The following is a 24,339-nucleotide window of genomic DNA, read 5'->3' as shown; positions in this document are numbered from 1 at the left end:
AGATATACGTTAGTCCACTGGGATCCGTGGGATACGCGGACCCAGGTTACAAAAGATTTCGTAGTTAATTGTATCGGTCTTTTCAGCCCAGTCGTCTGCAGTCAAATATCCATGCTTATGCGGACCAAAAAGAACTGCGGTATCTCCTGCTTGAGCAGTTGGAGCTTCGACGACGAATTGGTCCATACACACCACTCCGCGAATAGGAGCCTGATCACCATTTAGCGTAACTGAAAGTGTGTTCGACGCATGCCGAGAAATACCATCTGCGTATCCCACCGGAACAACTGCCAATCGTGTAGGCTGGTCCGTAATATGCGTATGCCCATACGAGACTCCGACCCCACTTGGAACTTCCCTCGTCAAAATGACGTCAGCTTCCAACGTCATCAACGGTTCGAGGCCCAGATCGCTTGCCGTAGCGCATTGTGGATTAGGACTCAACCCGTAAAGGACAATTCCCGGCCGAACCATATCGTAGTGGGTTTGGGGATGCCACAAAATCCCAGATGAAGCAGCTAAATGACACAACGGGATCGTCACACCCGCTTGACGGGCATATTCACGGGCTGCTTCGAAACATTCAACTTGTTCGGTGGTAGCCGCATCCGAACGTGGATCATCGGCGCATGCCAAGTGGGACCACAAACCAATAATGTCAACAATGCCCTCAGCAGCTAACGCCTTTACCCGAGCAAATACTGAAGGCAACTGATCAAGGTCAAACCCACCGCGGGTCATACCAGTATCGACCTTAATATGAATTCGTGCTGGCCGACCACAGGCACGTGCTGCTGCGGCTATTTCATCAATGGCCCACGTCGCCCCCACAGAGAGATCAATATTTTGTTCAATAGCCCGTTGAAAATCAGAACCGGGAGCAAAAATCCACGCCAAAATATGGCCATGGGTATGAGTCTGGCGCAACGCTAACGCTTCATTCAGCTGTGCCAACCCAAGCCAATCAATTCCGGCTTCCCACGCCCACTGTGCAATCAGTTCAACACCATGACCGTAGCCGTTAGCTTTCACGATAGCCATCAGCTTTGACGTCGTATGATGCCGAACTACCGCAACGTTTTGTTCAAATGCGCGACGCGATATTAAGGCACGTGCCGGAGCCTTGTTCGTCATAGTTTCACCTTACGAATTCAATACCTGCCAGATTATTTCACCTAGCGCATCACTAATGTTACTCGCCTTAATCGGGTAGCCAACTCCATCGTGAGCTCGGGCAGCGAGATTTGCGGCACGCCCGTGAAGATGCGCAGCTGCTGCCGCGATCCAACCCGCACTCACACTGCTACGTCCAGTTGCTTCCCACAAAGCCAAAAGCGCGCCAACGATTCCGGCATAGACATCACCAGCACCGGCAGTCCCGCGCCACGGGGTCGCACCTTCTTGAATATACACATACCCATCCGGCTGTGCTATCACATCTATAGCAGCCGTAGCTGCCACGACCGCTCCAGTTTCTTGAGCAGCAAGATGCGCATAATCAACAAGATGACGTTCGACGACGGTGCGCGTCACGTCGGGCCCGCGAGCGCGCAACAACTGCGCCAGCTCCCCTGGATGCGGTGTCAAAACTGTCACCGGCGATACCTGGCCTTGATAAGCCAACGTGAGGGCTCCGGCGTCGAGAACAACAGGTAAACCGGATGCCAATGCGTGATGGACCAGTGAAAAATCACTCGAGTCCGGAACCATACCTGAGCCAGCTAGCCAAGCCTGAACCTGCCCTGGCGCCGTAACTACCTCTGGGTAACGCGGCACAACAAGCGGGCTATCGCCCAAATAGCGCACCATTCCCGGCCCGCATGCCAAGGCCGCGCCTACACCCAGCAAAGCCGATCCAGGATACTGACGTGAACCAGTAACCACGCCTAAAACGCCACGGGTATATTTATGTCCAGCCGGGGCAGGAATCGGCCACCAAGCGTGAATATCGCGGTCCGTTACCGAGTGTGTTTCCATAACTCACATGTTACTCAACGGTTACTGACTTAGCGAGGTTGCGTGGCTTGTCGACGTCGTGCCCCTTCACGGTGGCCAGCTCGCAAGCAAAGATTTGCAACGGGATAATCGTTACTAGTGGCATCATCAACGTTGGCGTCGAATGCGGAACTCTGATAACCGCGAGGGCATGATCGTCAACTGCAGTATCGTTTTCTTCGGCGATCACAATCGTTCGGGCGCCCCGGGCGATAACCTCATGCAGATTCGAAATAACTTTCGAGTGCAGCAATGGACGACGCGGCGTCGGCGCAATAACAAAAACCGGCAAGTCTTCCTCAACCAGAGCGATCGGCCCGTGCTTAAGCTCCCCAGCAGCAAAACCTTCGGCGTGAATATACGCCAACTCTTTGAGCTTCAACGCGCCTTCAAGCGCAATCGGGAAGCCAACGTGCCGTCCTAGGAACAAAACCGATTCGACGTCGGCCATGGTACGGGCCAATTGCCGGATCTTATCTTCTTGCGCCAACACAAATTCCATTCGCTGTGGCATCAACGCCAACTCAGCTAGATAGCCAGCTACCTCATCGGTAAATTTGTTTCCACGTAGCTGAGCCAAATACAGTCCCAGCAAATATGCTGCCGTAATCTGCGCGGTGAAGGCCTTCGTTGAGGCGACGGCGATTTCCGGACCGGCATGGGTGTAAAGCACGGCGTCAGATTCACGGGCAATCGTCGAGCCATAGGTATTAACGATCGACAGGACACGAGCACCCTGCTCCGACGCATGGCGGATAGCCATCAAGGTATCCATCGTTTCGCCTGACTGTGAGATAGCCACAATCAACGTCTTTGACGTGACGATCGGGTCTCGATAGCGGAACTCGTGGGCTAGCTCAACTTCGACCGGGATACGGCACCAATGCTCGATCGCATATTTTGCTACATGTCCGGCGTAAGCCGCTGTACCGCACGCAACCACAATAATTTTATCGATTGCGCGAAGCTCATATTCTTCAATCCGCAACTCATCGAGCTGTAAATTTCCATTAGGAGTCGTACGTCCACGAAGTGTTTCCGCAACGGCAGCTGGCTGTTCGTGAATCTCCTTGTCCATAAACGTGGGGTATCCGTCATGTAGTGCCATGTCAAGGTTCCAATCAACCTCGAAACTGTCCGCCGCTACTGGAGCGCCCGCAAAATCGGTGATCTCAGCGCTGTGCGCAGTGAGCGTCACGATCTGGTCCTGCCCCACGGCTAACGCACGGCGCGTATGACCGACGAAAGCAACGACGTCGGATCCAAAAAAGTTTTCGTCCTGCCCTAAACCAACAACGAGAGGCGAATTACGGCGCGCACCAACCAACCGGTCCGGCTGTCCAGCATACGTTGCTACGACGGCGAACGATCCTTCTAGTCGAGCGACGACCTCACGCATCGCGCGGGTTAAATCACCGTGCCGGCTTACTGCTTGACCTAGCAAGTGCGCAATAGTCTCCGAATCGGTGTCGGAACGAAATTCGATACCGGCAGCGTGCAGTTCTTCACGCAGCTGCGGCGCATTTTCGATAATCCCGTTGTGAACTATCGCAACCTGGCTATCAGCTGATACGTGCGGATGAGAGTTACGGTCTGAGGGCACGCCATGGGTCGCCCACCGGGTGTGCCCGATTGCCGCTGTTCCCGGCTCTAACGGACGCTCTGCTAATTCGGCTCGGAGCTGGGCTACACGACCGGCACGTTTGCGCACGGCGATGCGATCCGACGACGGGACCGCAATACCAGCCGAATCATATCCGCGATATTCCAACCGCTCTAGACCATTAAGGACAACTTCTTGCGACGCGAATGACGCATGGGCACCAATATATCCAACAATTCCACACATGTTGATTAACAATACAAGGTGATGTCCCCCTAAAGTCACTCAACCTGTCAGACAACTTGGCGTCAAGTTGGTGTTATCGGCCTATTATTGCCACAATTTAACCATGCACAACACCGATTTTTCCGCGTTCGTCACATTTAATCGCCATGATTGGGCGAAACTTGCCCAGAGCGTCGAGTTACCATTAACACAACGCGACCTAGCCCAACTCGCGGCATTAGGTGATCCGATTACGGTTGACGAAGTCGATGCTATCTACCGTCCGTTAACAGCACTCATGCACATGTACGCGCGTAATACTGGACGACTTTTTCATGAATCGAAAAACTTCTTAGGCTTCGAAGATTTGCGTGTTCCGTGGATCGTGGGAATCGCTGGATCTGTTTCTGCTGGAAAATCGACCGTCGCGCGGCTACTTCGCGAGTTGCTCAGTCGTTCGCCCGAGACCCCAAAAGTTAACCTTGTAACCACTGACGGTTTTTTGCTCCCGAACGCGGTGCTAGATGAACGGCGTATCCTGACCCGAAAAGGTTTTCCAGAGTCGTACGACCGGCGGGCCCTGCTAGAATTTTTAGCTGCTGTTAAATCTGGCCGGCGCAATGTTAGCGCCCCCGTGTATGACCATGTTACCTACGATATCGTCCCAGGTGAGCGTATCGTCGTCGATCAGCCAGACATTCTTATCGTTGAAGGCCTCAATGTTCTCCAACCCGCCTCAGGCATAGCTGCACACGAGTTCTCAGCCGTCTCCGACTTCTTCGACTTCACCATATACGTTGATGCCCCGGAAGAAGCTCTCGAACGCTGGTACATCGACCGATTCTTGTCACTGCGATCAACCGCATTCACCAACGAAGCCTCCTACTTCCGTAACTATGCCAGCATGACCGATACGCAGGCTCGCGAAACTGCCCGGCAAATCTGGGGAGCTATCAACTTACCTAACCTCCGGCACAATATTGCCCCCACCAAGAACCGCGCCACGGTCATTCTGACAAAAGGACCAGACCATGCGATAGAACAGATACAGATTCGAAAACTCTAACGTGAACCGCGATAAAATCGTGAATCGTAATAAGCAAGTGGGCCAGTACAGCGAGTACTGGCCCACATCGTTTTCACGCTTTTACAATGCCAGACGCTGCGCAACAACGTCAGCAAGACGCTGTGCAACCGAATCAGCTTGTTCCTGAGTTGGTGCTTCAACCATCACACGCACAAGCGGCTCTGTTCCAGAAGCACGCAACAATACCCGTCCGGTATCGCCGAGCTCCTTCTCTGCCACTGCTACCACATCCATCACTTCGGAGGTACGCGTCTTATCAACATTCGGCACATTGATAAGAGTCTGCGGCAACCGAGTAATGAACGAAACTGCGTCAGCCAGAGTTCCACCACGGCGAGCCATCTCCGAAGCAACCAAGATAGCCGTTAGCGTGCCGTCACCAGTAGTCGCATGATGCAAGTTAATGACGTGACCTGATTGTTCGCCACCAAGCATGTATCCGTGGGCAAGCATCTCTTCAAGCACGTAGCGATCGCCCACCTTGGTTGCCACCAAATTAATATCGGCTTCGCGCATCGCCAAGGTCAAACCCAGATTAGACATAACCGTAGCAACAAGCGTGTTACCGGCCAGTAGCCCCTGCGCCTTTAATGAAACCGCAAGCAGACCCATAATATGATCGCCGTCGACGATCTTTCCTTGCGCATTAACCGCTAGACAGCGATCCGCATCGCCGTCGAAGGCAAAACCGAAATCAGCTTCCGAAGCCACAACCATTGCTTGGAGCTGCTCCGGGTGAGTCGATCCCGCGTTACGGTTGATATTCTTACCATCTGGAGAGGCGTTAATAACCGAAACGTCCGCACCCAATTCTTGCAACGCCGCTGGCGCAACATTCGACGCCGCACCGTTTGCACAGTCTAAGATTATCCGCAAACCAGATAGGTCCGCACCGCAACGAACCAAATGATCAATATAAACCTGATCCGAAACAATCGCATTCTCGCGCATATAACCAACGCCAGCGCCAATCGGACGATCCCATTCCTGGCCGAGCACAGCTTCGATTTCATCCTCGATAGCATCATCAAGTTTGAACCCATCGCCCGAAATAAACTTAATACCGTTATCTGGCATCGCATTGTGCGAAGCAGAAATCATGACGCCCAAATCGTAATCACGAGCGGCAGTCAAATAGGCGATACCAGGAGTCGGAATCTCACGAACGTGTTCGACGTCGACGCCCGCGGACGATAGTCCAGCCGCCACTGCGTGGCTCAGCATTCCCGATGACTGGCGCGTATCGCGACCCACAATCGCTTTTGGCCGATGACCCGAAACATTTTGTGCTAACACCCGTGCCGCAGCCTCACCAAGTTGAAGCGCGAACGGCGCGGTGATCTCTCGATTAGCTAACCCGCGAACACCGTCGGTTCCAAATAGACGTGCCATCATCTCTCCTCTAATTGCACTGACAACTATTTAAGCCTAGTACATTGCCCTCAGTACACGGGAGATATCAGCCAGTGTATTTCTGCCATGTCACATCACACAAAGAACTTGTACTACTGAAAATTGCGACAACATACAAGTATGGCCCCACCACAAACGTGGCAGGACCATACTGGTTTTCCAATACTGAACGAATCAGCGCTTGGAGAACTGCGAAGCCTTACGTGCCTTCTTCAAACCAGCCTTCTTACGCTCGACTGCACGAGCATCACGGGCTAGGAAGCCAGCCTTCTTCAAAGCTGGACGGTTAGCATCACGATCGATTTCGTTCAATGCGCGGGCAACACCGAGACGAAGCGCACCGGCTTGCCCGGAGGTTCCGCCACCGTTGATGCGGGCGATAACATCGAAGCGACCTTCGATATCAAGTAGAACGAATGGTGAATTGACAAGCTGCTGATGCAACTTGTTTGGGAAGTAGTCCTCTAGAGTACGGCCGTTGATCTTCCACGTGCCGGTACCTGGGACGAGACGGACACGAGCAACTGCTTCCTTACGACGACCCAGGCCTGCGCCTGGTGCGGTCAGGGATGCACCCTGGCCGGTCTTGGGAGCCTCGGTCTCAGAGGTGTATGAACTCGGGGTTTCCTCAAGTTCTACGGTTTCAGTGGTCTCAGCCACGGTTCTCCTTAAATTTTTTCCGGACAGGGGTTACTGTGCAACCTGCGTAAGCTCAAAGGCTTCCGGCTGCTGAGCAGCATGTGGGTGCTCTGCCCCACGGTATACCTTGAGCTTGGAAAGCTGCTGACGTCCCAATGTGTTCTTTGGCAACATGCCGGCAACAGCCTTCATGACAGCCTTCTCTGGGTTTTCAGCCAAGAGTTCGGTATAGGACGTAGCGGTCAAGCCACCCGGCTGACCTGAGTGACGGTAAGCAATCTTCTGCTCGCGCTTCGAACCGGTCAGAGCGACCTTCTCAGCGTTGATGATCACGACGAAATCGCCGGTGTCAGCATGTGGAGCGAAGTTGGGCTTGTGCTTCCCACGGAGCAGGATGGCAACTTGAGATGCCAGACGGCCAAGGACGACGTCGGTGGCGTCAATGACATACCACTTCTTCTCGACGTCTCCGGGCTTCGGTGAATACGTGCGCACTTGCGTAGCCTTCGTTTCTTTAATCGCGGATAGCTCTATTAACTACTTGGGCAATGGCTTATGCCGAAAAGTAGCTAACCTATCCAATGGTCAAGTTAACGTTGCTGGCACTGTTATGAGACGAGTGGGATTGCATCTTCATACAACATGCACAGCATTAAGAAACTCTACTGTGATTTTCTACTCCGGTCAAAGGAAACGCTCGTGCTGTGGTGCGATTCATCTCAACAGTTTGTCCAGCCACACACCGTCGTCGACATTCATCCCCGAAAACGGCGCGCCAAAGAAGCTTGGCGACCATACTCGCTAGGCACTGGATATCCCACAGATTCCAGCGTTAACGGGTGTGGCGGTGCAACGATCACGTTGCCATCCCGAGACCGCTCCTCCAACCGCACTTGTGGCCAACGCTCTTCGCGAGCACCCCGCCCAACCTCAATCAGCGTCCCCATCAACGTGCGCACCTGCGAATGACAAAACGCATCAGCACGCGCCCGCCCCACAACTAAATCGCCATGGCGTTCGAAATCCAACTCGAACAACGTGCGCACCGTTGAAGCTCCTTCACGTGGCTTACAGAATGACAAAAAGTCATGTTCCCCAAGCAACCCCACTGCAGCCCGATTCATCGCCGCAATGTCTAACCGATCCGTCAGCCACAAAACATCCCGGCGTTGTGGATCCCACGCGGCAACTCCATCTGCGATTCGGTACGAATACTCACGCCACAGAGCCGAGAACCGGGCATCAAATTCCGGTGGCACCTCGGCAGCCTTATGAATAACGACGTCACTATATCCGCGTGGCGCCCATGGCAATACGGACGCAGCGGCACGTGAAAGCATCGAGTTAGCACGCATAACTAATGACTCTGCTGCGGTCCGCGAGGAGCGCCCTGGAAGGGTGTCCCAAGCTGCTCGGGAAACATCACAGTGAACCACCTGATGACGGGCATGCACCCCTGCGTCTGTACGCCCGGCCACTGTTACCATCACCGGATGCCTAAAAATCACCGACAAGACCTGTTCCAGCTCGTTTTGTACTGTTCTTAGGCCTGGTTGTGCCGCCCAACCGTGAAAGTGGTTACCGTCGTAGCTTAGATCTATGCGTAAGCGCGCATTTTGCGATAGCGTCGAAGTCATGACTGCAGGATCCCATATTCAGCCCCATGATCCCAACTCGGGATTTGACACGCTGAGTCTAGATTTTGGTGGCTCACGAGTTAAATCTGCCGTATTAGATCGCCAGGGCAACCATCTCGGCACATATTTTGTTGATGTTGTCGACTACCCGTTCACCCCGCAATTGATGATAGAAACCGTGATTGAGCATGCACAGCGCCATGCCGTCACATGCCAGCGAGTTACTATCGGCATGCCCGGAATCGTGCGCGACGGCATCGTCATCCATACCCCGCATTACATTCGTCCTGCTGGGCCGGGCGGGAACGTGGATCCACAATTGCAAGAGGCGTGGAAAAACGCTGATATCCAGAAACTTGTTGAGAACGCCTGCCATCTACCTACGCTCGTTGTCAACGACGCCATAGTTGCGGCCGCAGCAACAATTCAGGGACATGGTAGCGAGCTTATTCTTACCTTAGGTACTGGTTTAGGCATTGCCTTTGCTGTTAATGGCAGACTTACGGAACACATAGAAGTGTCTCACGCCCCAAGCCCGATTGGAGGAACGTTCGACGACGTCGTCGGCGCTATCAACCTTCCAGACACCGACTCAGCGCAATGGTCACACCACATCAGCCAAGTAATTGACGCTCTGTGGCCTATGTACCGGTGGGATACGCTTTACATCGGTGGCGGTAATGCGCTCAAACTTACTGACCAGGTGCGGGCATCTCTTAGCGAGCGTGGGGCTACTTTCTTAGATTATGAAGCAGGCGCACGAGGCGGTAGCGCAACCTGGCAATACGTCCCGCATATCACGCGCGGCGCTTGCGACTAATAGCGTAACAACGCTAGTAACTACCTCGCTATACTCCCTAAACTTTCACAGCCACTAAAACTAAATAATAGGTTGTGGCGGATTGATTACTCAATCCGCCACAACCTATAAGCAGTTAATCTGCTATTCCGACTTTGAGCACGAGCCCAAAAGCCAGAACAACGTCATCACTTTTCTTCAGCAGCTTCGACTTCTTCAGCTTCAGCAACTGGGGCTTCGTCAGCAGCCTTTTCAGCAGCCTTCTCAGCTTCCTTAACAACAGCCTGCTTTGGTGAAACTGGCTCGAGAACGAGCGAGATTTCGGCCATTGGGGCGTTGTCACCCTTGCGGTTTGGAAGCTTAACAATGCGAGTGTATCCACCCTCACGGTTCGCGAACTTTGGTGCAAGCTCTTCAAAAAGAATGTATGCAGTTTCGCGCGAGCCCAAAACCTTCAGTGCAAGACGACGATTGTGAGTATCGCCCTTCTTAGCCTTGGTGATGAGCTTTTCGATATGTGGACGAACACGCTTGGCCTTAGCCTCGGTTGTTACGACCGATTCATTGTGAATGAGCGACTTGCAGAGGTTTGCAATGATGAGACGCTCGTGCGCTGGGCTACCACCCAAGCGTGGACCCTTAGCGGGACGTGGCATGATTTCTCCTAAAAATTATCTTGTTCCGCTGACCTTCAGGCCTGCGTTTCGTCACTGAAGTGCATTCCGTACGTTTCATCACCGAAGCCGGACATGAAACCAGCCGGTGAATCCTTTAGACGCAAGTCAAGCTTTGCCAGCTCATCCTTAACGTCTTCAATCGACTTCGCACCAAAGTTACGAATATCAAGCAGGTCAGCCTCAGAACGAAGCACCAGCTCACCGATTGTATGGATACCTTCACGCTGCAAGCAATTCTGCGAACGTGCCGGTAGGTTAAGAATGGTAATTGGTCGTTGCAAATCAGAAGACTGCTGTTCAACAACAGGAGCTTCCTTCAACTCGAGGCCTTCGACTTCCTGGTTCAACTCAGCTGTCAAACCAAACAGTTCAACGAGAGTCTTACCTGCTGAAGCAAAAGCATCACGAGGCGCCATGGACGGCTTTGTCTCGACGTCGACGATCAGTTTGTCGAAGTCGGTACGCTGACCAACACGAGTAGCTTCCACCTTGTACGAAACCTTCACGACTGGTGAATAGATCGAGTCAACTGGGATACGACCAATTTCGTAGTCTGGCGAGTTGTTCTGCTGTGCTGAAACATAGCCACGGCCACGTTCAACAGTCAGATCAATCTCGAGCTTGCCCTTTTCATTCAACGTTGCGATAAGCAGCTCTGGGTTATGAATTTCAACTCCAGCTGGTGGCGTAATATCTGCCGCAGTTACTTCCCCTGGACCAGCCTTGCGCAGATACATCTGCACTGGCTCGTCATTTTCCGAAGTAACAACCAGATCTTTGAGGTTCAAAATGATCTGGGCGACATCTTCTTTAACGCCCTCAATGGTTGAAAACTCATGAAGCACACCATCGATATGAATCGACGTCACGGCAGCGCCTGGAATGGACGATAGCAGTGTACGACGAAGCGAGTTACCGAGTGTGTAGCCGAAACCTGGCTCAAGCGGGTTAAGCGTGAACCGCGAACGGGTATCCGAAAGCTTATCTTCGGTTAGCGTAGGACGCTGTTCAATGATCACTATAGTTTCCTTTCACCGGATGCCCACTATATGACATCCACCAGCCGGCATATGCCGGCGATTACATGTGACACACTTGCGTAAGTATGTCACCGAGGAAAGGGGACGAACCCCCTTACTGATCAAACGCGACGGCGCTTGGGAGGACGGCAGCCGTTGTGTGCTTGAGGAGTTACATCAGAAATTGAGGTAACTTCAAGACCGGAAGCTGTCAGGGAACGAATAGCAGTTTCACGACCAGAGCCTGGACCCTTGACGAAAACATCAACCTTCTTCATACCTGCTTCCATTGCGCGACGTGCAGCATTTTCTGCAGCAAGCTGTGCAGCGTATGGAGTAGATTTACGCGAGCCCTTGAAGCCAACCATGCCAGAGGATGTCTGGGCAATAACTTCGCCATTAGGGTCGGTGATCGACACGATCGTGTTGTTAAACGTGGACTTAATATGCGCCTGGCCAGTTAATACGTTCTTTCGCATTGTGCGGCGCGGACGACGCTGAGTCTTTGGTGGCATTTGTTAAAATCTCCTGAAAATTATCGTCGATTCACACCCGAAGGTGGAACTACTTACTTCTTCTTACCTGCAACGGTACGCTTTGGACCCTTACGAGTACGAGCGTTTGTCTTGGTACGCTGACCGTGAACCGGAAGGCCTCGGCGGTGACGGAGACCTTGGTAAGAACCAATCTCAATCTTGCGACGAATGTCAGCCTGAATCTCACGACGGAGATCACCTTCGACCTTGTAGTTTTCGTCGATGTGGTTCTTCAGCTTGACGAGATCATCTTCAGTCAGATCCTTAACACGAGTGTCCGGATTAACGCCAGTAGCGGCGAGGGACTCTAGCGCACGGGTGTGACCAATGCCGAAAATGTAGGTGAGTGCAATCTCTACTCGCTTCTCACGAGGGAGATCGACACCAGATAGACGTGCCATGTGTGTGGCTCCTATATGTTCATTCCGAAGGTGTGGAGCATTGCCGTCCCGATCGGGTTTTGGCCTTCGGACCAAAAGAATGCGCGGTGCGCTGACAATGCCTGTTCAATGCGTAGGACTTAGCCCTGACGCTGCTTATGGCGTGGGTTGTCACAGATAACCATGACTCGACCGTGCCGACGAATAACCTTGCAGTTATCGCAAATGCGCTTAACGCTTGGCTTGACCTTCATAGTCTCTAGCTTTCTTTGTCGGTTAACGCAACGTTTAAGCTACGTGTTATTAACGGGGGTTACTTGTGGCGATATACGATACGACCACGTGTTAAGTCGTAGGGCGTAAGCTCAACAACCACACGGTCCTCCGGAAGGATCTTGATGTAGTGCTGACGCATCTTCCCTGAGATGTGCCCGAGCACTACGTGCCCGTTATCTAGTTCTACGCGAAACATTGCATTTGGCAGTGCTTCAACGACAACACCTTCAATTTCAATGACGCCTTCTTTTTTCGCCATTACTCCCGCTAACTTCGATTCGATTCTACGATCGCGGTTGCGACCGTAGTTTGATGTCTGATCCACCAACTGATAGATACAAGGCACCAACGCTCTATAATACGTGATTTGTAGAGCGAAGCGATAGGTGTTTTAACGTGCATCTCGTCACGCCGAAACCAAAGACCAGGCAAAATTGCAAAATTAGGCCAGCGGCGCGATCTTAATTCCGAAGCGTTCTAGTTCAGCCGCTCCCCCGTCAGGTTCTGTCAACACCCAGATTCCGCCCTTATGAAGGGCAATCATATGTTCCCAATGACAAGCGTCTTTTCCGTCGTCGGTAACAACGGTCCACTCGTCTGCAAGCGTATGATTATCCTGATAGCCCGCGGTGAGCATCGGCTCGATACACAGCACCATTCCTGGCTTTAGCTTAGGGGTACGCCCATCAATAGAATAGTTGAGAACTTCAGGATCTTGATGCATGGCATCACCTATTCCATGGCCAGTATAGTCAAGAACAATATCCGGACGAAGTTCACCATCTAGAGACTCCACATAATCATCGATAGCATCACCGATATCACCTACTCGTTTACCTGTTGCCATTGCGGCAATACCGACCCACATGGATTCCCGAGTGATAGCACTTAATTCTTCACGTGCTGCAGTGACGTGCGGATCGCCGCCCGGAACCACAACACTAATACATGCATCCGCGTGCCAACCATCAACAACCGCACCACAATCGAAAGAAACCAAGTCTCCTGGCGCAAGTACTCGCGAACCAGGAATACCATGCACGATTTCATCATTAACAGAAGTACAAATTTGGCCCGGATAATCGTAGTACCCAAAAAAGTTAGAACGCGCACCGTTTCTAATCAAAACATTCAGTGCAACTCGGTCCATGTCCGCCGTCGTCACCCCTGGTTTAACAGCTGCACGCAATGCGGCGTGAATTTGCGCAACAACCAGCCCCGCGGTACGCATCTTAACAATTTGTTCATTAGTTTTATATTGGATTTTATTTTCCACGGCAGTTTCCTTCGATCTTGTAAAGCAAATATAAGTAAACTGCTAGCCACAATGTAGCTAGCAGTTTACTTAGAACAATCAGTTGATGCCTAGACTTTCCTTAACACCGGCGACGATTCGTGAACGTACTTCTTCGATGGTACCTATACCATCAATAGTGACCAGTTTGCCACGCTTGCGATATGCTTCAATAATCGGTTCGGTAGCTTCGTGGTAAACGGCTACACGATGTGCAATTACCTCAGGCGTATCATCAGCGCGTCCCTCAATCTCCGCACGCTTAAGCAACCGGCCTTCGACTTCTTCATCTGGAATAGCAATAACAATCATTGCATCCATGCTCTGATCGTTTTCTGCCAGCATAGAGTCGAGTGCTTCGATCTGCTCGAGAGTACGTGGATAACCGTCCAACAAGAAACCATTAACTGTATCGGGTTGCGCCAAGCGTCGGCGAACTATTTCATTGGTAACTGTATCCGGAACCAAATTTCCTGCACTAATGTAGCGCTGTGCTTCCAGACCAATATCTGATTTGTTAGCGATTTCAGCACGGAAGATTTCACCAGTCGAAATAGCTGGAATACCGAGCGCTTCGGAAACTGCACCGGCCTGGGTCCCTTTGCCTGCTCCCGGAGCTCCAGTAAGAATCAAACGAAAACTCATCGTAGGAATCCTTCATAGTGACGTTGCTGGAGTTGGGCATCAATGTCTTTAACAGTCTGTAGTCCAACACCAACGAGGATGATGATTGACGTTCCGCCAAAGCTGAACGTCGTCAAACCCATTTGGGTAAAGACGATCTGTGGAATAAGCGCAACAATGGCCAAATACAGGGCACCAACCCAAGTTATACGGTTGATGACGTACCGCAGATAATCTGCAGTTGGCTGGCCTGCACGGATACCAGGCACAAATCCACCGTAACGTTTCATATTGTCTGCGACTTCTTCAGGATCAAAAGTAATCGACGTGTAGAAGAACGCGAAGAACAGGATTAGGAAGAAGTAAACAACCAAGTACCAGAACGAGTGGGGCGCAAAGTAGGTACGCACCCAAGCAGCCCAACCCTCCTGAGCTGTTGAGAACTGAGCAAACATCGTAGGCATCGACAAAATCGATGACGCAAAGATGACTGGAATAACATTCGCCATATTAAGTTTAAGCGGGATGTACGTCGATGTACCACCATAGGTACGACGGCCAACCACGCGCTTTGCGTATTGAACTGGGATACGACGCTGGGACTGTTCTACGAAAACAACAACCACCGTGATTGCTAAGAACATACCGAGTACGATAAGCACACCAAACCAGCCATGGTTAGATTGGCTAATATTGCCAAGCATTGCCGGGAAGTTAGCCGCGATACCGGTGAAAATAAGCAAAGACATACCGTTTCCAACACCACGCTCGGTAATCAGCTCAGCCATCCACATGATCAAACCGGTTCCTGCCGTCATTGCCAAAATTGCAATAATAAATTTAACTGCAGAAGGTTCTGGGATCGGATCGACAGTGCAGTTCTGGAACAGTGCTCCATTGGCTACGGAGACTGTAACTGAAGACTGCAGAATCGCCAAAAAGATCGTGAGATAGCGAGTATATTCAGTCAGCTTAGCCTGTCCAGTTTGGCCTTCCTTCGACAGTTCTTCAAACCGAGGAATCACTACTTTCATCAATTGAACGATAATCGATGCCGTAATGTAGGGCATGATTCCGAGCGCAAATACCGCAAGCTTGAGCATTGCTCCGCCCGAGAACATATTGATTAATGTAAGTAATCCTTCGCTACCAGCTTCGTCAAGACATTTGGTCACATTCTTATATGAAACAAAAGGTGCTGGAATAAAAGTACCGAGACGGTAAATCACCATGATCATCACAGTGAAGAGGAGCTTAGCTCGCAAGTCTGGGGTACGGAAGGCTGAGATCAGTGCGTGTAGCAAGGAAGTTCCTCCGATGTTGGAACCGGCCGGGGCCGGGCGCGTGATGCCGACCAGAGTCGGCGTTATGTCATTGTGTAGCTAACAAAAGCTACTGTGCGTGGCATGTGTACCAAACACACGTACTGTGACAACTATACCTGTAAACACGCAATCAAATACAGCCTTAAATGAGTAATGTTTGAGACATTTTACATGTAAAAGACGGGTCCATAACCACTTCATTAGTTATGAACCCGTCTTTAATGAATGAGTTTAGCTCATCGCTGTTCTAGTGAGCCACCAGCAGCTTCGATCTTTTCTTTTGCAGAAGCAGACCAAGCATCGACAGTAACGTTAACTTTAACGTTAATTTCACCAGTACCGAGAATCTTAACGAGCTTGTTAGCACGAACTGCGCCCTTAGCTACGAGATCATCGACGGTAACGGTTCCGCCTTCTGGGAAAAGCGACTCAAGCTTGTTCAAGTTAACAACTTGGTATTCGATGCGAGCCGGGTTCTTGAAACCACGGAGCTTAGGAAGACGCATATGCATAGGCATCTGTCCACCTTCGAAACCAGCTTTAACCTGGTAACGTGCCTTAGTACCTTTAGTACCACGACCAGCAGTCTTACCCTTTGAACCTTCACCACGGCCCACACGAGTGCGAGCTTTGTTGGCGCCGGGTGCTGGGCGAAGATCATGAATCTTTAGAACGTCAGCCATCAGGCAACCTCCTCCACAGTAACCAAGTGAGCTACCGTACGAATCATACCGCGGACAACCGGGGTATCTTCGCGAATAACTGACTGGTGGATCTTGTGCAAACCAAGCGACCGAACCGTATCTTTTTGATTCTGCTTAGTTCCTACGAGACCTTTGGTCTGAGTAATCTTGAGTTTCATCATGCACCAACTCCTGCAGCGGCAGCTTCGTTCTCGGCACGTTGTGCTTCGAGCTCAGCGTCTTCGCGTTCCTTGGCTTCATGTTCTGTGCGCTTGAGTAACATTGACTTAGGAGCAACATCATCAAGTGGCAAGCCACGGCGAGCCGCGACAGCCTCAGGCTGTTCGAGTTGCTTCAATGCTGCGATAGTTCCACGCACAATGTTAATGGCATTGGATGATCCGAGCGACTTTGAAAGAACGTCATGGATTCCGGCACACTCCATAATTGCACGAACTGGACCGCCTGCGATAACACCAGTACCAGCAGATGCTGGACGGAGCAACACGACGCCAGCAGCGTCACGGGCTTGGACCAAATGTGGAATGGTAGTGCCAATGAGCGGAACCTTGAAGAAGTTCTTCTTTGCTTCCTCGGTACCCTTAGCAATTGCAGCAGGTACTTCCTTTGCCTTGCCGTAGCCAACACCTACAGTGCCGTTGCCGTCTCCAACCACAACAAGTGCAGTGAAGGACATGCGACGTCCACCTTTAACGGTCTTAGCGACGCGGTTAATCGTCACGACGCGCTCAATGTAAGCGTTTCGATCTTCGGCGCGACGATCGGTTCGACGATCGCCACGGCGATCATCACGACGGTTATTACGCTCGTTGCGCGAGCCGTCGTTCTCCGAGCCAGCGGCTCGTCCTCGCTGCTGTGCAGCCATAAGAATTTCCTCTCGTTTTGCCAATTTACAGGGTCAAACCAGCTTCACGGGCGCCTTCTGCAACTGCAGCGACACGACCATGATACTTGTTACCACCGCGATCAAACACGACGGCGGAGATGCCGGCCTCAAGTGCACGCTTGCCGACGAGCTCGCCGACGACGTGTGCTTTGTGAACCTTGGAATCGGATGAGGCGCGCAAATCAACTTCAAGAGTGGACGCAGACACGAGTGTCTTGCCCACAGTATCGTCGATAACCTGCGCAACCATGTGACGATTTGACCGAGTAACAACCAAACGTGGACGTTCGGAAGTACCGGTAATACGCTTGCGTAGTCGGATATGACGGCGAGTACGTGAAACGAACTTGCCCTTGCCCTTTGGAGTAACAGCCATCACTTACCAGCCTTTCCGGCCTTACGGCGAACGTGTTCACCAGCATAGCGAATACCCTTACCCTTGTAAGGCTCAGGCTTGCGAAGCTTGCGAATGCGAGCTGCCATCTCGCCGACTTGTTGCTTGTTGATACCGCTAATCGAGAACTTTGTTGGAGCTTCGACAGCAAAAGAGATACCTTCTGGAGCCTCAACAAAGATGGTGTGGGAGTAACCGAGCGAGAATTCGAGATCCTTGCCCTTAGCGACAACACGGTATCCAGTACCCACGATTTCGAGAGCCTTAGTAAAACCTTCAGTTACACCAAGGATGTTGTTAGCGATCAGCGTCCGAGTGAGACCATGGAGTGAACGAGATACTCGCTCGTCATTTGGGCGACGAACGACAACAGCGTTCTCCTCAATCTCAACGGTGATAGGAGCTGGAACGTTGTGAACCAATTCTCCCTTAGGGCCTTTTACGGTGACAACATCGCCGTCGATCATGACCTCGACGCCAGCAGGGATAGCAATTGGGAGCTTACCAATACGAGACATTGTATAACTCCTTCCTTACCAGATGTAGGCGAGGACTTCCCCACCTACGCCCTTGTCCTTGGCCTCACGATCAGTTAGCAGACCTGAAGACGTAGACAAAATCGCTACGCCGAGTCCGCCGAGAACCTGAGGAAGATTGGTGGACTTCGCGTAAACGCGAAGACCCGGCTTTGAAATACGGCGCAAGCCAGCAAGCGAACGCTCGCGGTTTGGACCGAACTTCAAGTTCAGAGTGAGCGTCTTGCCCACCTTGGCATCTTCGACAATATAGTCGGCGATGTAACCCTCACGCTGAAGGATGTTAGCGATATTTGCCTTCATCTTCGAGTACGGCATCGAAACCGACTCATGGAACGCCGAATTGGCGTTGCGCAGACGCGTGAGCATATCTGCAATTGGGTCTGTCATAGACATCGGGCTTTTGCCCTTTCTCGTCGCGGTTTCCTATTAAGACCTGCGACGTAGATTCTTACCAGCTGGACTTCGTAACACCGGGCAGTTCACCACGGTGAGCCATCTCGCGCAAGCAGATACGGCACAAGCCGAACTTGCGGTATACCGAGTGTGGACGGCCGCAACGCTGACACCGTGTGTAAGCGCGGACGGCGAACTTAGGCTTGCGTGCAGCCTTTACCTTTAATGAGGTCTTTGCCATTCTTGTCAGTCCTCCTTGAACGGGAATCCAAGGTGACGCAACAATGCACGTCCCTCGTCGTCAGTCTTTGCGGTTGTCACAACGGTGATATCCATACCACGAACGCGATCGATCTTATCCTGATCAATCTCGTGGAATACGGACTGTTCAGTCAAACCGAATGTGTAGTTACCATGTCCATCAAACTGCTTTGACGAAAGGCCGCGGAAGTCGCGGATACGTGGCAATGCGGTTGCGAGAAGACGATCTAAGAACTCCCACATACGGTCGCCACGCATAGTTACATGACAACCAATTGCCTGTCCTTCACGAAGCTTGAACTGAGCGATAGACTTACGAGCTCGGTTGATCTGTGGCTTCTGACCGGTAATAGCGGTGATATCAGCGATAGCGCCTTCCAATACCTTAGAGTCACGAGCCGCATCACCAACGCCCATATTGACTACGATCTTCTCGAGTCCAGGAATTTGATGGATATTTGCATACTTGAACTCATCGTTCATCTTAGAACGAATTTCGTCAGCGTACTTAGTCTTCAAACGCGGAGTAATCTTCTCGCTCACAGTTCGATTTCCTTTCCACCGCGACGTCCGATACGTTCACGCATGATCTTCTTACGACCGTCACGCTCTACTTCAACCTCACGGAAGCCAACGCGAATTGGCTTCTTATCTGGACCAACGAGGGCCACGTTCGAGATGTGAATAGGAGCTTCGACGGTTTCAATGCCACCAGTAGCAGCACCGCGGTCAGTACGACCAACCTTGGTGTGCTTCTTAACCCTGGCAACGCCTTCGACGATGACACGGTCTTCAGCTGGGATAACAGAAAGAACTGTTCCCTGCATGCCCTTGTCACGTCCGGCGATTACTTGAACTAGGTCACCCTTCTTGATCTTCGCCATTTCTCAGATCACCTCCGGTGCCAATGAAACGATACGCATGAACTTCTTATCACGAAGCTCACGAGCAACGGGGCCGAAGATACGGGTACCACGTGGCTCGTTCTCGTTCTTCAGGATGACAGCTGCATTTTCGTCGAAACGAATATATGAGCCGTCAGCGCGACGAGTGCTCTTCTTTGCGCGGACGACGACCGCCTTGACGACGTCGCCCTTCTTTACATTTCCGCCAGGAATAGCATCCTTGACGGTGGCGACAATCGTGTCGCCAATTCCGGCGTAGCGCTTGCCAGAACCGCCAAGCACGCGGATGCAGAGGATTTCCTTAGCACCGGTGTTGTCGGCGATCTTAAGCCGCGACTCCTGCTGGATCATTTACATTTCTCCTGTCGTCGTGCCGGTTCTCGTTTAACGAGCCTTGCCGAACGGATGGTTTGCTTTCCCGGGCGTTGCCGCCCGGGATACATCACTTTGCCTTCTCGATAATCTCGACCACGCGGAAATGCTTGGTCGCAGACAACGGTCGGGTTTCCATGATACGTACGAGATCGCCAACCTGGACCTCGTTAGATTCATCATGGGCCTTGACGCGCTTGGTACGGGTCATGACTTTGCCGTAAAGCGGATGCTTACGACGGTCTTCGACCTCGACCACAACGGTCTTGTCCATCTTGTCAGATACTACATAACCACGGCGCACTTTGCGATGGTTACGCACTGTGGTATCAGTCAACTTTTCTTGCTCGCTCATGTGGGACCTCACTTCTTAGCCGTCGGAGCGGTGCGAATTCCGAGCTCACGCTCGCGGGCAATTGTGTAAATGCGGGCAATATTGCGACGCACTTCCTTCAGACGACCGGAATCTTCCAGACGGTGGGTCACGGCTGAGAAACGAAGATTAAAGAGTTCTTCCTTCGCTTCCTTCAGACGCTCGGCGAGCTCAACTTCAGTGAGCTTGTCTAGCTCTTCAGTGCTGATGCCCTTAGCCATCATTCACCATCCTCACGGGTAACAAAACGGGTCTTCATTGGGAGCTTGTGCATTGCACGCTCCATTGCTTCGCGAGCTAGGTTCTCTGGCACGCCAGCAAGTTCGAACATGATGCGCCCTGGCTTCACATTAGCAACCCAAGTCTCGACTGGGCCCTTACCGGAACCCATACGAAGACCGAGAGCCTTCTTGGTAAGCGGGCGATCTGGGAAGATATTAATCCATACCTTACCACCACGCTTAACATGACGTGTCATAGCAATACGAGCTGCTTCAATCTGACGGTTGGTAACATATGCCGGCTCCAGTGCCTGGATACCGTATTCACCGAATGCAATCTGGTTTCCGCCCTTAGACATGCCCGAGCGAGTCGGACGATGCTGCTTGCGGTACTTTGTGCGGCGGGGAATGAGCATGAAACTCAGGCCTCCGTTTCCTGGGTCTTTGCCGGCTCAGTTGCCGGAGCTTCAGTTGCTGGAGCAGCCTTCTGCTCAGCAGACTGGTTCGAACGTGCACCACGGTTTGGACGATCGCCACGACGACCACGACGTTCGCCACCACGTCCACCACGACCACGTGGGGCTTCAGCAAGTGAACGGTAGTATTCGGCGTCGGTGACGTCACCGCGGTAAATCCATACCTTCACGCCAATGCGACCGAAGGTGGTGCGTGCCTCGTAGAAACCGTAGTCGATGTTGGCGCGCAAGGTGTGCAGTGGAACTCGACCTTCACGGTAGAATTCTGCCCGCGACATTTCGGCGCCGCCAAGACGACCTGAGCACTGAACACGGATACCCTTAGCGCCTGCACGCTGTGCGGACTGAATGCCCTTACGCATAGCGCGACGGAAAGAGACGCGTGCTGCTAGCTGCTCAGCAATACCCTGAGCGACAAGCTGTGCATCAGCTTCTGGGTTCTTGACTTCGAGAATGTTGAGCTGAACGGCCTTGCCAGTCAGCTTCTCGAGGTCCTGGCGAAGACGATCAGCTTCGGCGCCACGGCGACCAATAACAATGCCCGGACGAGCAGTGTGAATGTCAATGACGACGCGCTCAGTACGACGCTCGATGTTCACACGGGAAATACCCGCGCGTTCAAGATCGTTTTCTACCTTGCGACGAATCTTGATGTCTTCTTCAATGTAATCGCGGTAGCGCTGACCTTCCTTGGTGGAGTCAGCGAACCACTTCGACCGATGTTCGGTGGTGATACCGAGACGGAAACCGGTCGGGTTTACTTTCTGTCCCACAATCAGGCTCCCTTCTTCTCGTCACCGACGATAACGGTGATGTGGCTTGTTCGCTTCAAAATACGGTTCGCACGGCCCTGAGCGCGTGGTTGAATGCGCTTCATCGTAGGACCTTCATCAACGTATGCGGCGGTAACAATCAAATCAGCATCATCAAAACGCTCATTTGTTTGTTCAGCAGCATAACGTGCATTTGCCATTGCCGACTCAAGAATCTTCTTGACATCAGTAGCGATTGCTTGTGGTGCGAACTTCAGTAGGTCGACCGCTGCGAGTGCACGCATACCACGAATCTCGTTGATCACGCGACGTGCCTTCTGCGGCGTTACACGTACATAACGTGCCTGTGCCTTAGCTTCCATAATCCTGCCTAACTCTCTCGCGCTGCCTTAGCGGCGGCGGCCCTTGCGGTCGTCCTTCTCGTGACTACGGAAAGTACGAGTAGGAGCGAATTCGCCGAGCTTGTGGCCGACCATGGATTCGGTGACGAACACCGGAACATGCTTGCGGCCGTCGTGGACTGCAAAGGTGTGACCTAGGAAGTCGGGGGTAATAACCGACCGACGGGACCAGGTCTTGATAACGTTCTTGGTACCCTTTTCGTTCTGATCGTCAACCTTTTTCATAAGGTGTTCGTCAACGAACGGGCCCTTTTTCAAACTACGCGGCATTGCTCATATCCTCCTGATTAGCGCTTCTTGCCAGTCTTGCGACGGCGCACAATGAGCTTGTCGCTGGGCTTGTTGGGGTGGCGTGTACGGCCTTCCTTCTTGCCCCATGGTGAGACTGGGTGACGACCACCAGAGGTCTTACCTTCACCACCACCATGTGGGTGGTCAACCGGGTTCATGACAACACCACGGACAGTTGGGCGAACGCCCTTCCACCGCATGCGGCCAGCTTTACCCCAATTGACATTGGATTGCTCAGCATTGCCAACTTCGCCAACAGTTGCACGGCAGCGCGCGTCGACGTTACGAATTTCACCAGATGGCATACGCAGCTGGGCGTACTTGCCTTCCTTAGCAACGAGCTGAACCGATGTTCCAGCAGAGCGGGCAATCTTTGCTCCGCCGCCGGGACGTAACTCCACAGCGTGGATCACGGTACCAACTGGAATGTTACGAAGTGGCAAGTTGTTGCCTGGCTTGATGTCAGCAGACGGACCGTTCTCAACCATCATGCCTTGCTTGAGATTAACCGGAGCCAAAATGTAACGCTTTTCGCCGTCTACGTAGTGTAGGAGAGCGATACGAGCGGTACGGTTCGGATCATACTCAATGTGAGCAACACGGGCTGGAATGCCGTCCTTGTCGTGACGACGGAAGTCAATCACGCGATACTGGCGCTTATGTCCACCGCCCTTGTGGCGAGTGGTGATGCGGCCGGCATTGTTGCGGCCACCAGTCTTAGAGAGCGGGCGCAGGAGCGACTTCTCCGGCGTCGATCGGGTGATCTCAGCGAAGTCGGCGACGCTCGCACCGCGACGACCTGGTGTCGTCGGCTTGTACTTACGAATTCCCATGAGTTCTTATCCTCAATATCCTGCCGGCGTTAGCCGACGATCTCGCCGTAGATGTCGATCGTGCCCTCACGGAGGGTGACAATGGCTCGCTTGGTTGCCTTGCGACGGCCGATGCCGTTGCGAGTGCGGCGAGTCTTGCCTGCACGATTCTGAGTATTCACGGACTCAACCTTGACACCAAAGATTTTCTCGATGGCGATCTTGATTTCCGTCTTGTTCGCGGATGGGTGCACCAAGAAGGTGTACTTTCCTTCATCCTCGCCACGAGCTGACTTTTCAGTTGCTACTGGGGCAAGAATGACGTCACGCGGATCCTTGTTGTGGAACGCTGCGTACTGAGTCACTTCGTCTCCTCCTTGCTGTGTGCACCGGTGAAGGTGTCAAGAGCGGCTTGGGTGAAGATGACATCGTCGGCAACGAGCACATCGTAAGCGTTGAGCTGATCAACGTAGATGGTGTGTGCTTCTGGAAGGTTACGTAGCGAGAGAACCGAAGTCTCATCGTTGCGCTCTAGCACAACGAGTGCGCTACGATCTTCAACAACCTTGTTAACCAGGTTGAGAGCAGCTTTCGTTGATGGAGTTGCGGACTCAACGATGCTGGTAACGACGTGAATACGACCGTTACGTGCACGGTCAGACAGAGACTGACGGAGTGCAGCAGCAATCATCTTCTTTGGGGTGCGCTGCGAGTAATCGCGTGGCTGTGGGCCATGAACGGTTCCACCACCAGTAAAGTGAGGAGCACGAATCGAACCCTGGCGAGCGCGACCAGTACCCTTCTGTTTGAATGGCTTCACACCACCACCACGGACTTCACCGCGGGTCTTGGTCTTATGTGTGCCCTGACGTGCAGCAGCAAGCTGAGCGACAACAACCTGGTGGATGAGTGGAATGTTAATCTCGAGATCGAATGACTCTGCTGGGAGAGTCACCGAACCGGCCTTAGCGCCTGTGGTGTCGAGGATGTCAACCTTGAGGTCTGCCAT

37 protein-coding genes are annotated in these 24,339 nt (G+C 52.4%); 2 read left to right on the top strand and 35 right to left on the bottom strand.

The genetic code is table 11. The annotated features are described in order from the left end of the window. Nucleotides 1–9 precede the first annotated feature (9 nt). The 3 genes from alr to glmS are packed head-to-tail and all read right to left on the bottom strand — an operon-like array spanning nucleotide 10 to nucleotide 3,844. The gene (gene alr, locus BLT51_RS04395) at nucleotides 10–1,134 is read right to left on the bottom strand and encodes an alanine racemase (RefSeq protein WP_091280325.1); all 1,125 of its coding nucleotides are present in this window, start codon (nucleotides 1,132–1,134) and stop codon (nucleotides 10–12) included. A 9-nt stretch (nucleotides 1,135–1,143) separates the two neighbouring features. Beyond that, nucleotides 1,144–1,977: an ADP-dependent NAD(P)H-hydrate dehydratase gene (locus tag BLT51_RS04390; RefSeq protein ID WP_091280323.1), complete on the bottom strand. Its 834-nt coding sequence runs from the start codon at nucleotides 1,975–1,977 to the stop codon at nucleotides 1,144–1,146. 10 nt (nucleotides 1,978–1,987) lie between these two features. After that, on the bottom strand, nucleotides 1,988–3,844 hold the full coding sequence (gene glmS, locus BLT51_RS04385; protein WP_091280320.1) for a glutamine--fructose-6-phosphate transaminase (isomerizing): 1,857 nt from the start codon (nucleotides 3,842–3,844) through the stop codon (nucleotides 1,988–1,990). Between the two features lie 103 nt (nucleotides 3,845–3,947). Here glmS and coaA point away from each other — a divergent pair, with 103 nt between their 5' ends. Next, the gene (gene coaA / locus BLT51_RS04380) at nucleotides 3,948–4,889 is read left to right on the top strand and encodes a type I pantothenate kinase (RefSeq protein ID WP_091280318.1); all 942 of its coding nucleotides are present in this window, start codon (nucleotides 3,948–3,950) and stop codon (nucleotides 4,887–4,889) included. A gap of 81 nt (nucleotides 4,890–4,970) precedes the next feature. On the opposite strand, the gene glmM is transcribed toward coaA, so the two are convergent. The 4 genes from glmM to truA all read right to left on the bottom strand — a co-directional run bounded on the left by glmM (nucleotide 4,971) and on the right by truA (nucleotide 8,599). Further along, nucleotides 4,971–6,302 carry a phosphoglucosamine mutase gene (gene glmM / locus BLT51_RS04375; protein WP_091280316.1) on the bottom strand — a complete coding sequence of 444 codons (1,332 nt, stop codon included), beginning with the start codon at nucleotides 6,300–6,302 and terminating at the stop codon, nucleotides 4,971–4,973. A gap of 195 nt (nucleotides 6,303–6,497) precedes the next feature. Further along, entirely contained in the window at nucleotides 6,498–6,983 is a 486-nt protein-coding gene (gene rpsI, locus BLT51_RS04370) for a 30S ribosomal protein S9 (RefSeq protein WP_091280313.1), read from the bottom strand. A gap of 30 nt (nucleotides 6,984–7,013) precedes the next feature. After that, nucleotides 7,014–7,457 carry a 50S ribosomal protein L13 gene (gene rplM / locus BLT51_RS04365; RefSeq protein WP_091280310.1) on the bottom strand — a complete coding sequence of 148 codons (444 nt, stop codon included), beginning with the start codon at nucleotides 7,455–7,457 and terminating at the stop codon, nucleotides 7,014–7,016. A gap of 260 nt (nucleotides 7,458–7,717) precedes the next feature. Beyond that, a complete protein-coding gene (gene truA, locus BLT51_RS04360) occupies nucleotides 7,718–8,599 on the bottom strand; it encodes a tRNA pseudouridine(38-40) synthase TruA (RefSeq protein ID WP_091280307.1) in 882 nt (293 codons plus the stop codon). On the opposite strand from truA, the gene BLT51_RS04355 reads away from it, so the two are divergent. Further along, on the top strand, nucleotides 8,562–9,419 hold the full coding sequence (locus BLT51_RS04355) for an ROK family protein (RefSeq protein ID WP_091282565.1): 858 nt from the start codon (nucleotides 8,562–8,564) through the stop codon (nucleotides 9,417–9,419). The two genes, truA and BLT51_RS04355, sit on opposite strands and share 38 nt — an antisense overlap. A gap of 167 nt (nucleotides 9,420–9,586) precedes the next feature. Here the strand turns inward: BLT51_RS04355 and rplQ are convergent, their stop codons facing one another. From rplQ to rplD, 28 genes are all read right to left on the bottom strand, one after another. Continuing rightward, entirely contained in the window at nucleotides 9,587–10,054 is a 468-nt protein-coding gene (rplQ, locus tag BLT51_RS04350) for a 50S ribosomal protein L17 (protein WP_091280304.1), read from the bottom strand. Nucleotides 10,055–10,089: 35 nt separating this feature from the next. Next, entirely contained in the window at nucleotides 10,090–11,094 is a 1,005-nt protein-coding gene (locus BLT51_RS04345) for a DNA-directed RNA polymerase subunit alpha (protein ID WP_091280300.1), read from the bottom strand. A gap of 122 nt (nucleotides 11,095–11,216) precedes the next feature. Next, nucleotides 11,217–11,609, bottom strand: coding sequence for a 30S ribosomal protein S11 (rpsK, locus tag BLT51_RS04340; RefSeq protein WP_091280297.1), 393 nt, complete (start codon nucleotides 11,607–11,609; stop codon nucleotides 11,217–11,219). A 53-nt stretch (nucleotides 11,610–11,662) separates the two neighbouring features. Next, nucleotides 11,663–12,031: a 30S ribosomal protein S13 gene (rpsM, locus tag BLT51_RS04335; RefSeq protein WP_091280295.1), complete on the bottom strand. Its 369-nt coding sequence runs from the start codon at nucleotides 12,029–12,031 to the stop codon at nucleotides 11,663–11,665. A gap of 119 nt (nucleotides 12,032–12,150) precedes the next feature. Then, on the bottom strand, nucleotides 12,151–12,264 hold the full coding sequence (gene rpmJ, locus BLT51_RS04330; RefSeq protein ID WP_013170544.1) for a 50S ribosomal protein L36: 114 nt from the start codon (nucleotides 12,262–12,264) through the stop codon (nucleotides 12,151–12,153). A 59-nt stretch (nucleotides 12,265–12,323) separates the two neighbouring features. After that, entirely contained in the window at nucleotides 12,324–12,545 is a 222-nt protein-coding gene (gene infA, locus BLT51_RS04325; protein WP_013170545.1) for a translation initiation factor IF-1, read from the bottom strand. Between the two features lie 183 nt (nucleotides 12,546–12,728). Beyond that, a complete protein-coding gene (gene map, locus BLT51_RS04320; RefSeq protein ID WP_091280293.1) occupies nucleotides 12,729–13,562 on the bottom strand; it encodes a type I methionyl aminopeptidase in 834 nt (277 codons plus the stop codon). A 78-nt stretch (nucleotides 13,563–13,640) separates the two neighbouring features. Next, on the bottom strand, nucleotides 13,641–14,225 hold the full coding sequence (locus BLT51_RS04315; protein ID WP_091280290.1) for an adenylate kinase: 585 nt from the start codon (nucleotides 14,223–14,225) through the stop codon (nucleotides 13,641–13,643). Continuing rightward, nucleotides 14,222–15,508: a preprotein translocase subunit SecY gene (secY, locus tag BLT51_RS04310; protein ID WP_091280288.1), complete on the bottom strand. Its 1,287-nt coding sequence runs from the start codon at nucleotides 15,506–15,508 to the stop codon at nucleotides 14,222–14,224. Before secY ends, BLT51_RS04315 begins: the two co-directional genes overlap by 4 nt. Nucleotides 15,509–15,765: 257 nt before the next feature. Continuing rightward, the gene (gene rplO / locus BLT51_RS04305) at nucleotides 15,766–16,212 is read right to left on the bottom strand and encodes a 50S ribosomal protein L15 (protein WP_091280285.1); all 447 of its coding nucleotides are present in this window, start codon (nucleotides 16,210–16,212) and stop codon (nucleotides 15,766–15,768) included. Next, the gene (gene rpmD / locus BLT51_RS04300; protein WP_091280283.1) at nucleotides 16,212–16,394 is read right to left on the bottom strand and encodes a 50S ribosomal protein L30; all 183 of its coding nucleotides are present in this window, start codon (nucleotides 16,392–16,394) and stop codon (nucleotides 16,212–16,214) included. The genes rplO and rpmD overlap by 1 nt, the downstream gene beginning before the upstream one ends. Further along, complete coding sequence (gene rpsE, locus BLT51_RS04295; RefSeq protein ID WP_091280281.1) at nucleotides 16,391–17,098, bottom strand: 30S ribosomal protein S5; 708 nt, start codon at nucleotides 17,096–17,098, stop codon at nucleotides 16,391–16,393. Before rpsE ends, rpmD begins: the two co-directional genes overlap by 4 nt. Nucleotides 17,099–17,123: 25 nt before the next feature. Further along, nucleotides 17,124–17,495, bottom strand: a complete 372-nt coding sequence (rplR, locus tag BLT51_RS04290) for a 50S ribosomal protein L18 (RefSeq protein ID WP_091280279.1) — start codon at nucleotides 17,493–17,495, stop codon at nucleotides 17,124–17,126. After that, the gene (gene rplF / locus BLT51_RS04285; protein WP_091280276.1) at nucleotides 17,495–18,031 is read right to left on the bottom strand and encodes a 50S ribosomal protein L6; all 537 of its coding nucleotides are present in this window, start codon (nucleotides 18,029–18,031) and stop codon (nucleotides 17,495–17,497) included. The genes rplR and rplF overlap by 1 nt, the downstream gene beginning before the upstream one ends. A gap of 15 nt (nucleotides 18,032–18,046) precedes the next feature. After that, nucleotides 18,047–18,445 (bottom strand): 30S ribosomal protein S8, encoded by a 399-nt coding sequence (gene rpsH, locus BLT51_RS04280; protein ID WP_091280273.1) that lies wholly within the window; start codon nucleotides 18,443–18,445, stop codon nucleotides 18,047–18,049. A 55-nt stretch (nucleotides 18,446–18,500) separates the two neighbouring features. Beyond that, entirely contained in the window at nucleotides 18,501–18,686 is a 186-nt protein-coding gene (locus tag BLT51_RS04275) for a type Z 30S ribosomal protein S14 (RefSeq protein WP_091280272.1), read from the bottom strand. 5 nt (nucleotides 18,687–18,691) lie between these two features. Further along, nucleotides 18,692–19,237 carry a 50S ribosomal protein L5 gene (gene rplE, locus BLT51_RS04270; RefSeq protein WP_091282563.1) on the bottom strand — a complete coding sequence of 182 codons (546 nt, stop codon included), beginning with the start codon at nucleotides 19,235–19,237 and terminating at the stop codon, nucleotides 18,692–18,694. Between the two features lie 8 nt (nucleotides 19,238–19,245). After that, the gene (gene rplX, locus BLT51_RS04265) at nucleotides 19,246–19,590 is read right to left on the bottom strand and encodes a 50S ribosomal protein L24 (RefSeq protein WP_091280270.1); all 345 of its coding nucleotides are present in this window, start codon (nucleotides 19,588–19,590) and stop codon (nucleotides 19,246–19,248) included. 3 nt (nucleotides 19,591–19,593) lie between these two features. Beyond that, on the bottom strand, nucleotides 19,594–19,962 hold the full coding sequence (gene rplN, locus BLT51_RS04260) for a 50S ribosomal protein L14 (RefSeq protein ID WP_013170571.1): 369 nt from the start codon (nucleotides 19,960–19,962) through the stop codon (nucleotides 19,594–19,596). 91 nt (nucleotides 19,963–20,053) lie between these two features. Continuing rightward, on the bottom strand, nucleotides 20,054–20,338 hold the full coding sequence (gene rpsQ, locus BLT51_RS04255) for a 30S ribosomal protein S17 (protein WP_091280268.1): 285 nt from the start codon (nucleotides 20,336–20,338) through the stop codon (nucleotides 20,054–20,056). Nucleotides 20,339–20,346: 8 nt separating this feature from the next. After that, a complete protein-coding gene (gene rpmC, locus BLT51_RS04250) occupies nucleotides 20,347–20,580 on the bottom strand; it encodes a 50S ribosomal protein L29 (protein WP_091280267.1) in 234 nt (77 codons plus the stop codon). Next, nucleotides 20,577–20,993, bottom strand: coding sequence for a 50S ribosomal protein L16 (gene rplP / locus BLT51_RS04245; RefSeq protein ID WP_091280264.1), 417 nt, complete (start codon nucleotides 20,991–20,993; stop codon nucleotides 20,577–20,579). The genes rpmC and rplP overlap by 4 nt, the downstream gene beginning before the upstream one ends. A 5-nt stretch (nucleotides 20,994–20,998) precedes the next feature. Next, entirely contained in the window at nucleotides 20,999–21,826 is an 828-nt protein-coding gene (gene rpsC / locus BLT51_RS04240; protein WP_091280263.1) for a 30S ribosomal protein S3, read from the bottom strand. 2 nt (nucleotides 21,827–21,828) lie between these two features. Next, complete coding sequence (rplV, locus tag BLT51_RS04235; RefSeq protein ID WP_091280260.1) at nucleotides 21,829–22,188, bottom strand: 50S ribosomal protein L22; 360 nt, start codon at nucleotides 22,186–22,188, stop codon at nucleotides 21,829–21,831. 27 nt (nucleotides 22,189–22,215) lie between these two features. Beyond that, a complete protein-coding gene (gene rpsS, locus BLT51_RS04230) occupies nucleotides 22,216–22,497 on the bottom strand; it encodes a 30S ribosomal protein S19 (RefSeq protein ID WP_091280258.1) in 282 nt (93 codons plus the stop codon). Nucleotides 22,498–22,514: 17 nt separating this feature from the next. Continuing rightward, nucleotides 22,515–23,351 carry a 50S ribosomal protein L2 gene (gene rplB, locus BLT51_RS04225; RefSeq protein WP_091280257.1) on the bottom strand — a complete coding sequence of 279 codons (837 nt, stop codon included), beginning with the start codon at nucleotides 23,349–23,351 and terminating at the stop codon, nucleotides 22,515–22,517. A gap of 29 nt (nucleotides 23,352–23,380) precedes the next feature. Then, nucleotides 23,381–23,695 (bottom strand): 50S ribosomal protein L23, encoded by a 315-nt coding sequence (gene rplW, locus BLT51_RS04220; RefSeq protein WP_091280255.1) that lies wholly within the window; start codon nucleotides 23,693–23,695, stop codon nucleotides 23,381–23,383. Beyond that, complete coding sequence (rplD, locus tag BLT51_RS04215) at nucleotides 23,692–24,339, bottom strand: 50S ribosomal protein L4 (protein ID WP_091280254.1); 648 nt, start codon at nucleotides 24,337–24,339, stop codon at nucleotides 23,692–23,694. The genes rplW and rplD overlap by 4 nt, the downstream gene beginning before the upstream one ends.

This window comes from Arcanobacterium phocae (assembly GCF_900105865.1).
In the GTDB taxonomy this organism is placed as follows: Bacteria; Actinomycetota; Actinomycetes; order Actinomycetales; family Actinomycetaceae; genus Arcanobacterium; species Arcanobacterium phocae.
Note: the sequence above shows the minus strand (reverse complement) of the source record. Positions and strands in the feature narration are given on the sequence as shown.

What these genes read in the sequence shown, in the direction of transcription:
- alr (WP_091280325.1), bottom strand. Translation starts at nt 1,134, where the DNA reads ATGACGAACAAGGCTCCGGCACGTGCCTTAATATCGCGTCGCGCATTT.
- BLT51_RS04390 (WP_091280323.1), bottom strand. Translation starts at nt 1,977, where the DNA reads ATGGAAACACACTCGGTAACGGACCGCGATATTCACGCTTGGTGGCCG.
- glmS (WP_091280320.1), bottom strand. Translation starts at nt 3,844, where the DNA reads ATGTGTGGAATTGTTGGATATATTGGTGCCCATGCGTCATTCGCGTCG.
- coaA (WP_091280318.1), top strand. Translation starts at nt 3,948, where the DNA reads ATGCACAACACCGATTTTTCCGCGTTCGTCACATTTAATCGCCATGAT.
- glmM (WP_091280316.1), bottom strand. Translation starts at nt 6,302, where the DNA reads ATGGCACGTCTATTTGGAACCGACGGTGTTCGCGGGTTAGCTAATCGA.
- BLT51_RS04355 (WP_091282565.1), top strand. Translation starts at nt 8,562, where the DNA reads ATGCGTAAGCGCGCATTTTGCGATAGCGTCGAAGTCATGACTGCAGGA.
- truA (WP_091280307.1), bottom strand. Translation starts at nt 8,599, where the DNA reads ATGACTTCGACGCTATCGCAAAATGCGCGCTTACGCATAGATCTAAGC.
- rplQ (WP_091280304.1), bottom strand. Translation starts at nt 10,054, where the DNA reads ATGCCACGTCCCGCTAAGGGTCCACGCTTGGGTGGTAGCCCAGCGCAC.
- rpsK (WP_091280297.1), bottom strand. Translation starts at nt 11,609, where the DNA reads ATGCCACCAAAGACTCAGCGTCGTCCGCGCCGCACAATGCGAAAGAAC.
- rpsM (WP_091280295.1), bottom strand. Translation starts at nt 12,031, where the DNA reads ATGGCACGTCTATCTGGTGTCGATCTCCCTCGTGAGAAGCGAGTAGAG.
- rpmJ (WP_013170544.1), bottom strand. Translation starts at nt 12,264, where the DNA reads ATGAAGGTCAAGCCAAGCGTTAAGCGCATTTGCGATAACTGCAAGGTT.
- infA (WP_013170545.1), bottom strand. Translation starts at nt 12,545, where the DNA reads ATGGCGAAAAAAGAAGGCGTCATTGAAATTGAAGGTGTTGTCGTTGAA.
- BLT51_RS04315 (WP_091280290.1), bottom strand. Translation starts at nt 14,225, where the DNA reads ATGAGTTTTCGTTTGATTCTTACTGGAGCTCCGGGAGCAGGCAAAGGG.
- rplO (WP_091280285.1), bottom strand. Translation starts at nt 16,212, where the DNA reads ATGGCTGACGTTCTAAAGATTCATGATCTTCGCCCAGCACCCGGCGCC.
- rpmD (WP_091280283.1), bottom strand. Translation starts at nt 16,394, where the DNA reads ATGATGAAACTCAAGATTACTCAGACCAAAGGTCTCGTAGGAACTAAG.
- rpsE (WP_091280281.1), bottom strand. Translation starts at nt 17,098, where the DNA reads ATGGCTGCACAGCAGCGAGGACGAGCCGCTGGCTCGGAGAACGACGGC.
- rplR (WP_091280279.1), bottom strand. Translation starts at nt 17,495, where the DNA reads ATGGCTGTTACTCCAAAGGGCAAGGGCAAGTTCGTTTCACGTACTCGC.
- rplF (WP_091280276.1), bottom strand. Translation starts at nt 18,031, where the DNA reads ATGTCTCGTATTGGTAAGCTCCCAATTGCTATCCCTGCTGGCGTCGAG.
- rpsH (WP_091280273.1), bottom strand. Translation starts at nt 18,445, where the DNA reads ATGTCTATGACAGACCCAATTGCAGATATGCTCACGCGTCTGCGCAAC.
- BLT51_RS04275 (WP_091280272.1), bottom strand. Translation starts at nt 18,686, where the DNA reads ATGGCAAAGACCTCATTAAAGGTAAAGGCTGCACGCAAGCCTAAGTTC.
- rplX (WP_091280270.1), bottom strand. Translation starts at nt 19,590, where the DNA reads ATGGCGAAGATCAAGAAGGGTGACCTAGTTCAAGTAATCGCCGGACGT.
- rplN (WP_013170571.1), bottom strand. Translation starts at nt 19,962, where the DNA reads ATGATCCAGCAGGAGTCGCGGCTTAAGATCGCCGACAACACCGGTGCT.
- rpsQ (WP_091280268.1), bottom strand. Translation starts at nt 20,338, where the DNA reads ATGAGCGAGCAAGAAAAGTTGACTGATACCACAGTGCGTAACCATCGC.
- rpmC (WP_091280267.1), bottom strand. Translation starts at nt 20,580, where the DNA reads ATGATGGCTAAGGGCATCAGCACTGAAGAGCTAGACAAGCTCACTGAA.
- rplP (WP_091280264.1), bottom strand. Translation starts at nt 20,993, where the DNA reads ATGCTCATTCCCCGCCGCACAAAGTACCGCAAGCAGCATCGTCCGACT.
- rplV (WP_091280260.1), bottom strand. Translation starts at nt 22,188, where the DNA reads ATGGAAGCTAAGGCACAGGCACGTTATGTACGTGTAACGCCGCAGAAG.
- rpsS (WP_091280258.1), bottom strand. Translation starts at nt 22,497, where the DNA reads ATGCCGCGTAGTTTGAAAAAGGGCCCGTTCGTTGACGAACACCTTATG.
- rplB (WP_091280257.1), bottom strand. Translation starts at nt 23,351, where the DNA reads ATGGGAATTCGTAAGTACAAGCCGACGACACCAGGTCGTCGCGGTGCG.
- rplD (WP_091280254.1), bottom strand. Translation starts at nt 24,339, where the DNA reads ATGGCAGACCTCAAGGTTGACATCCTCGACACCACAGGCGCTAAGGCC.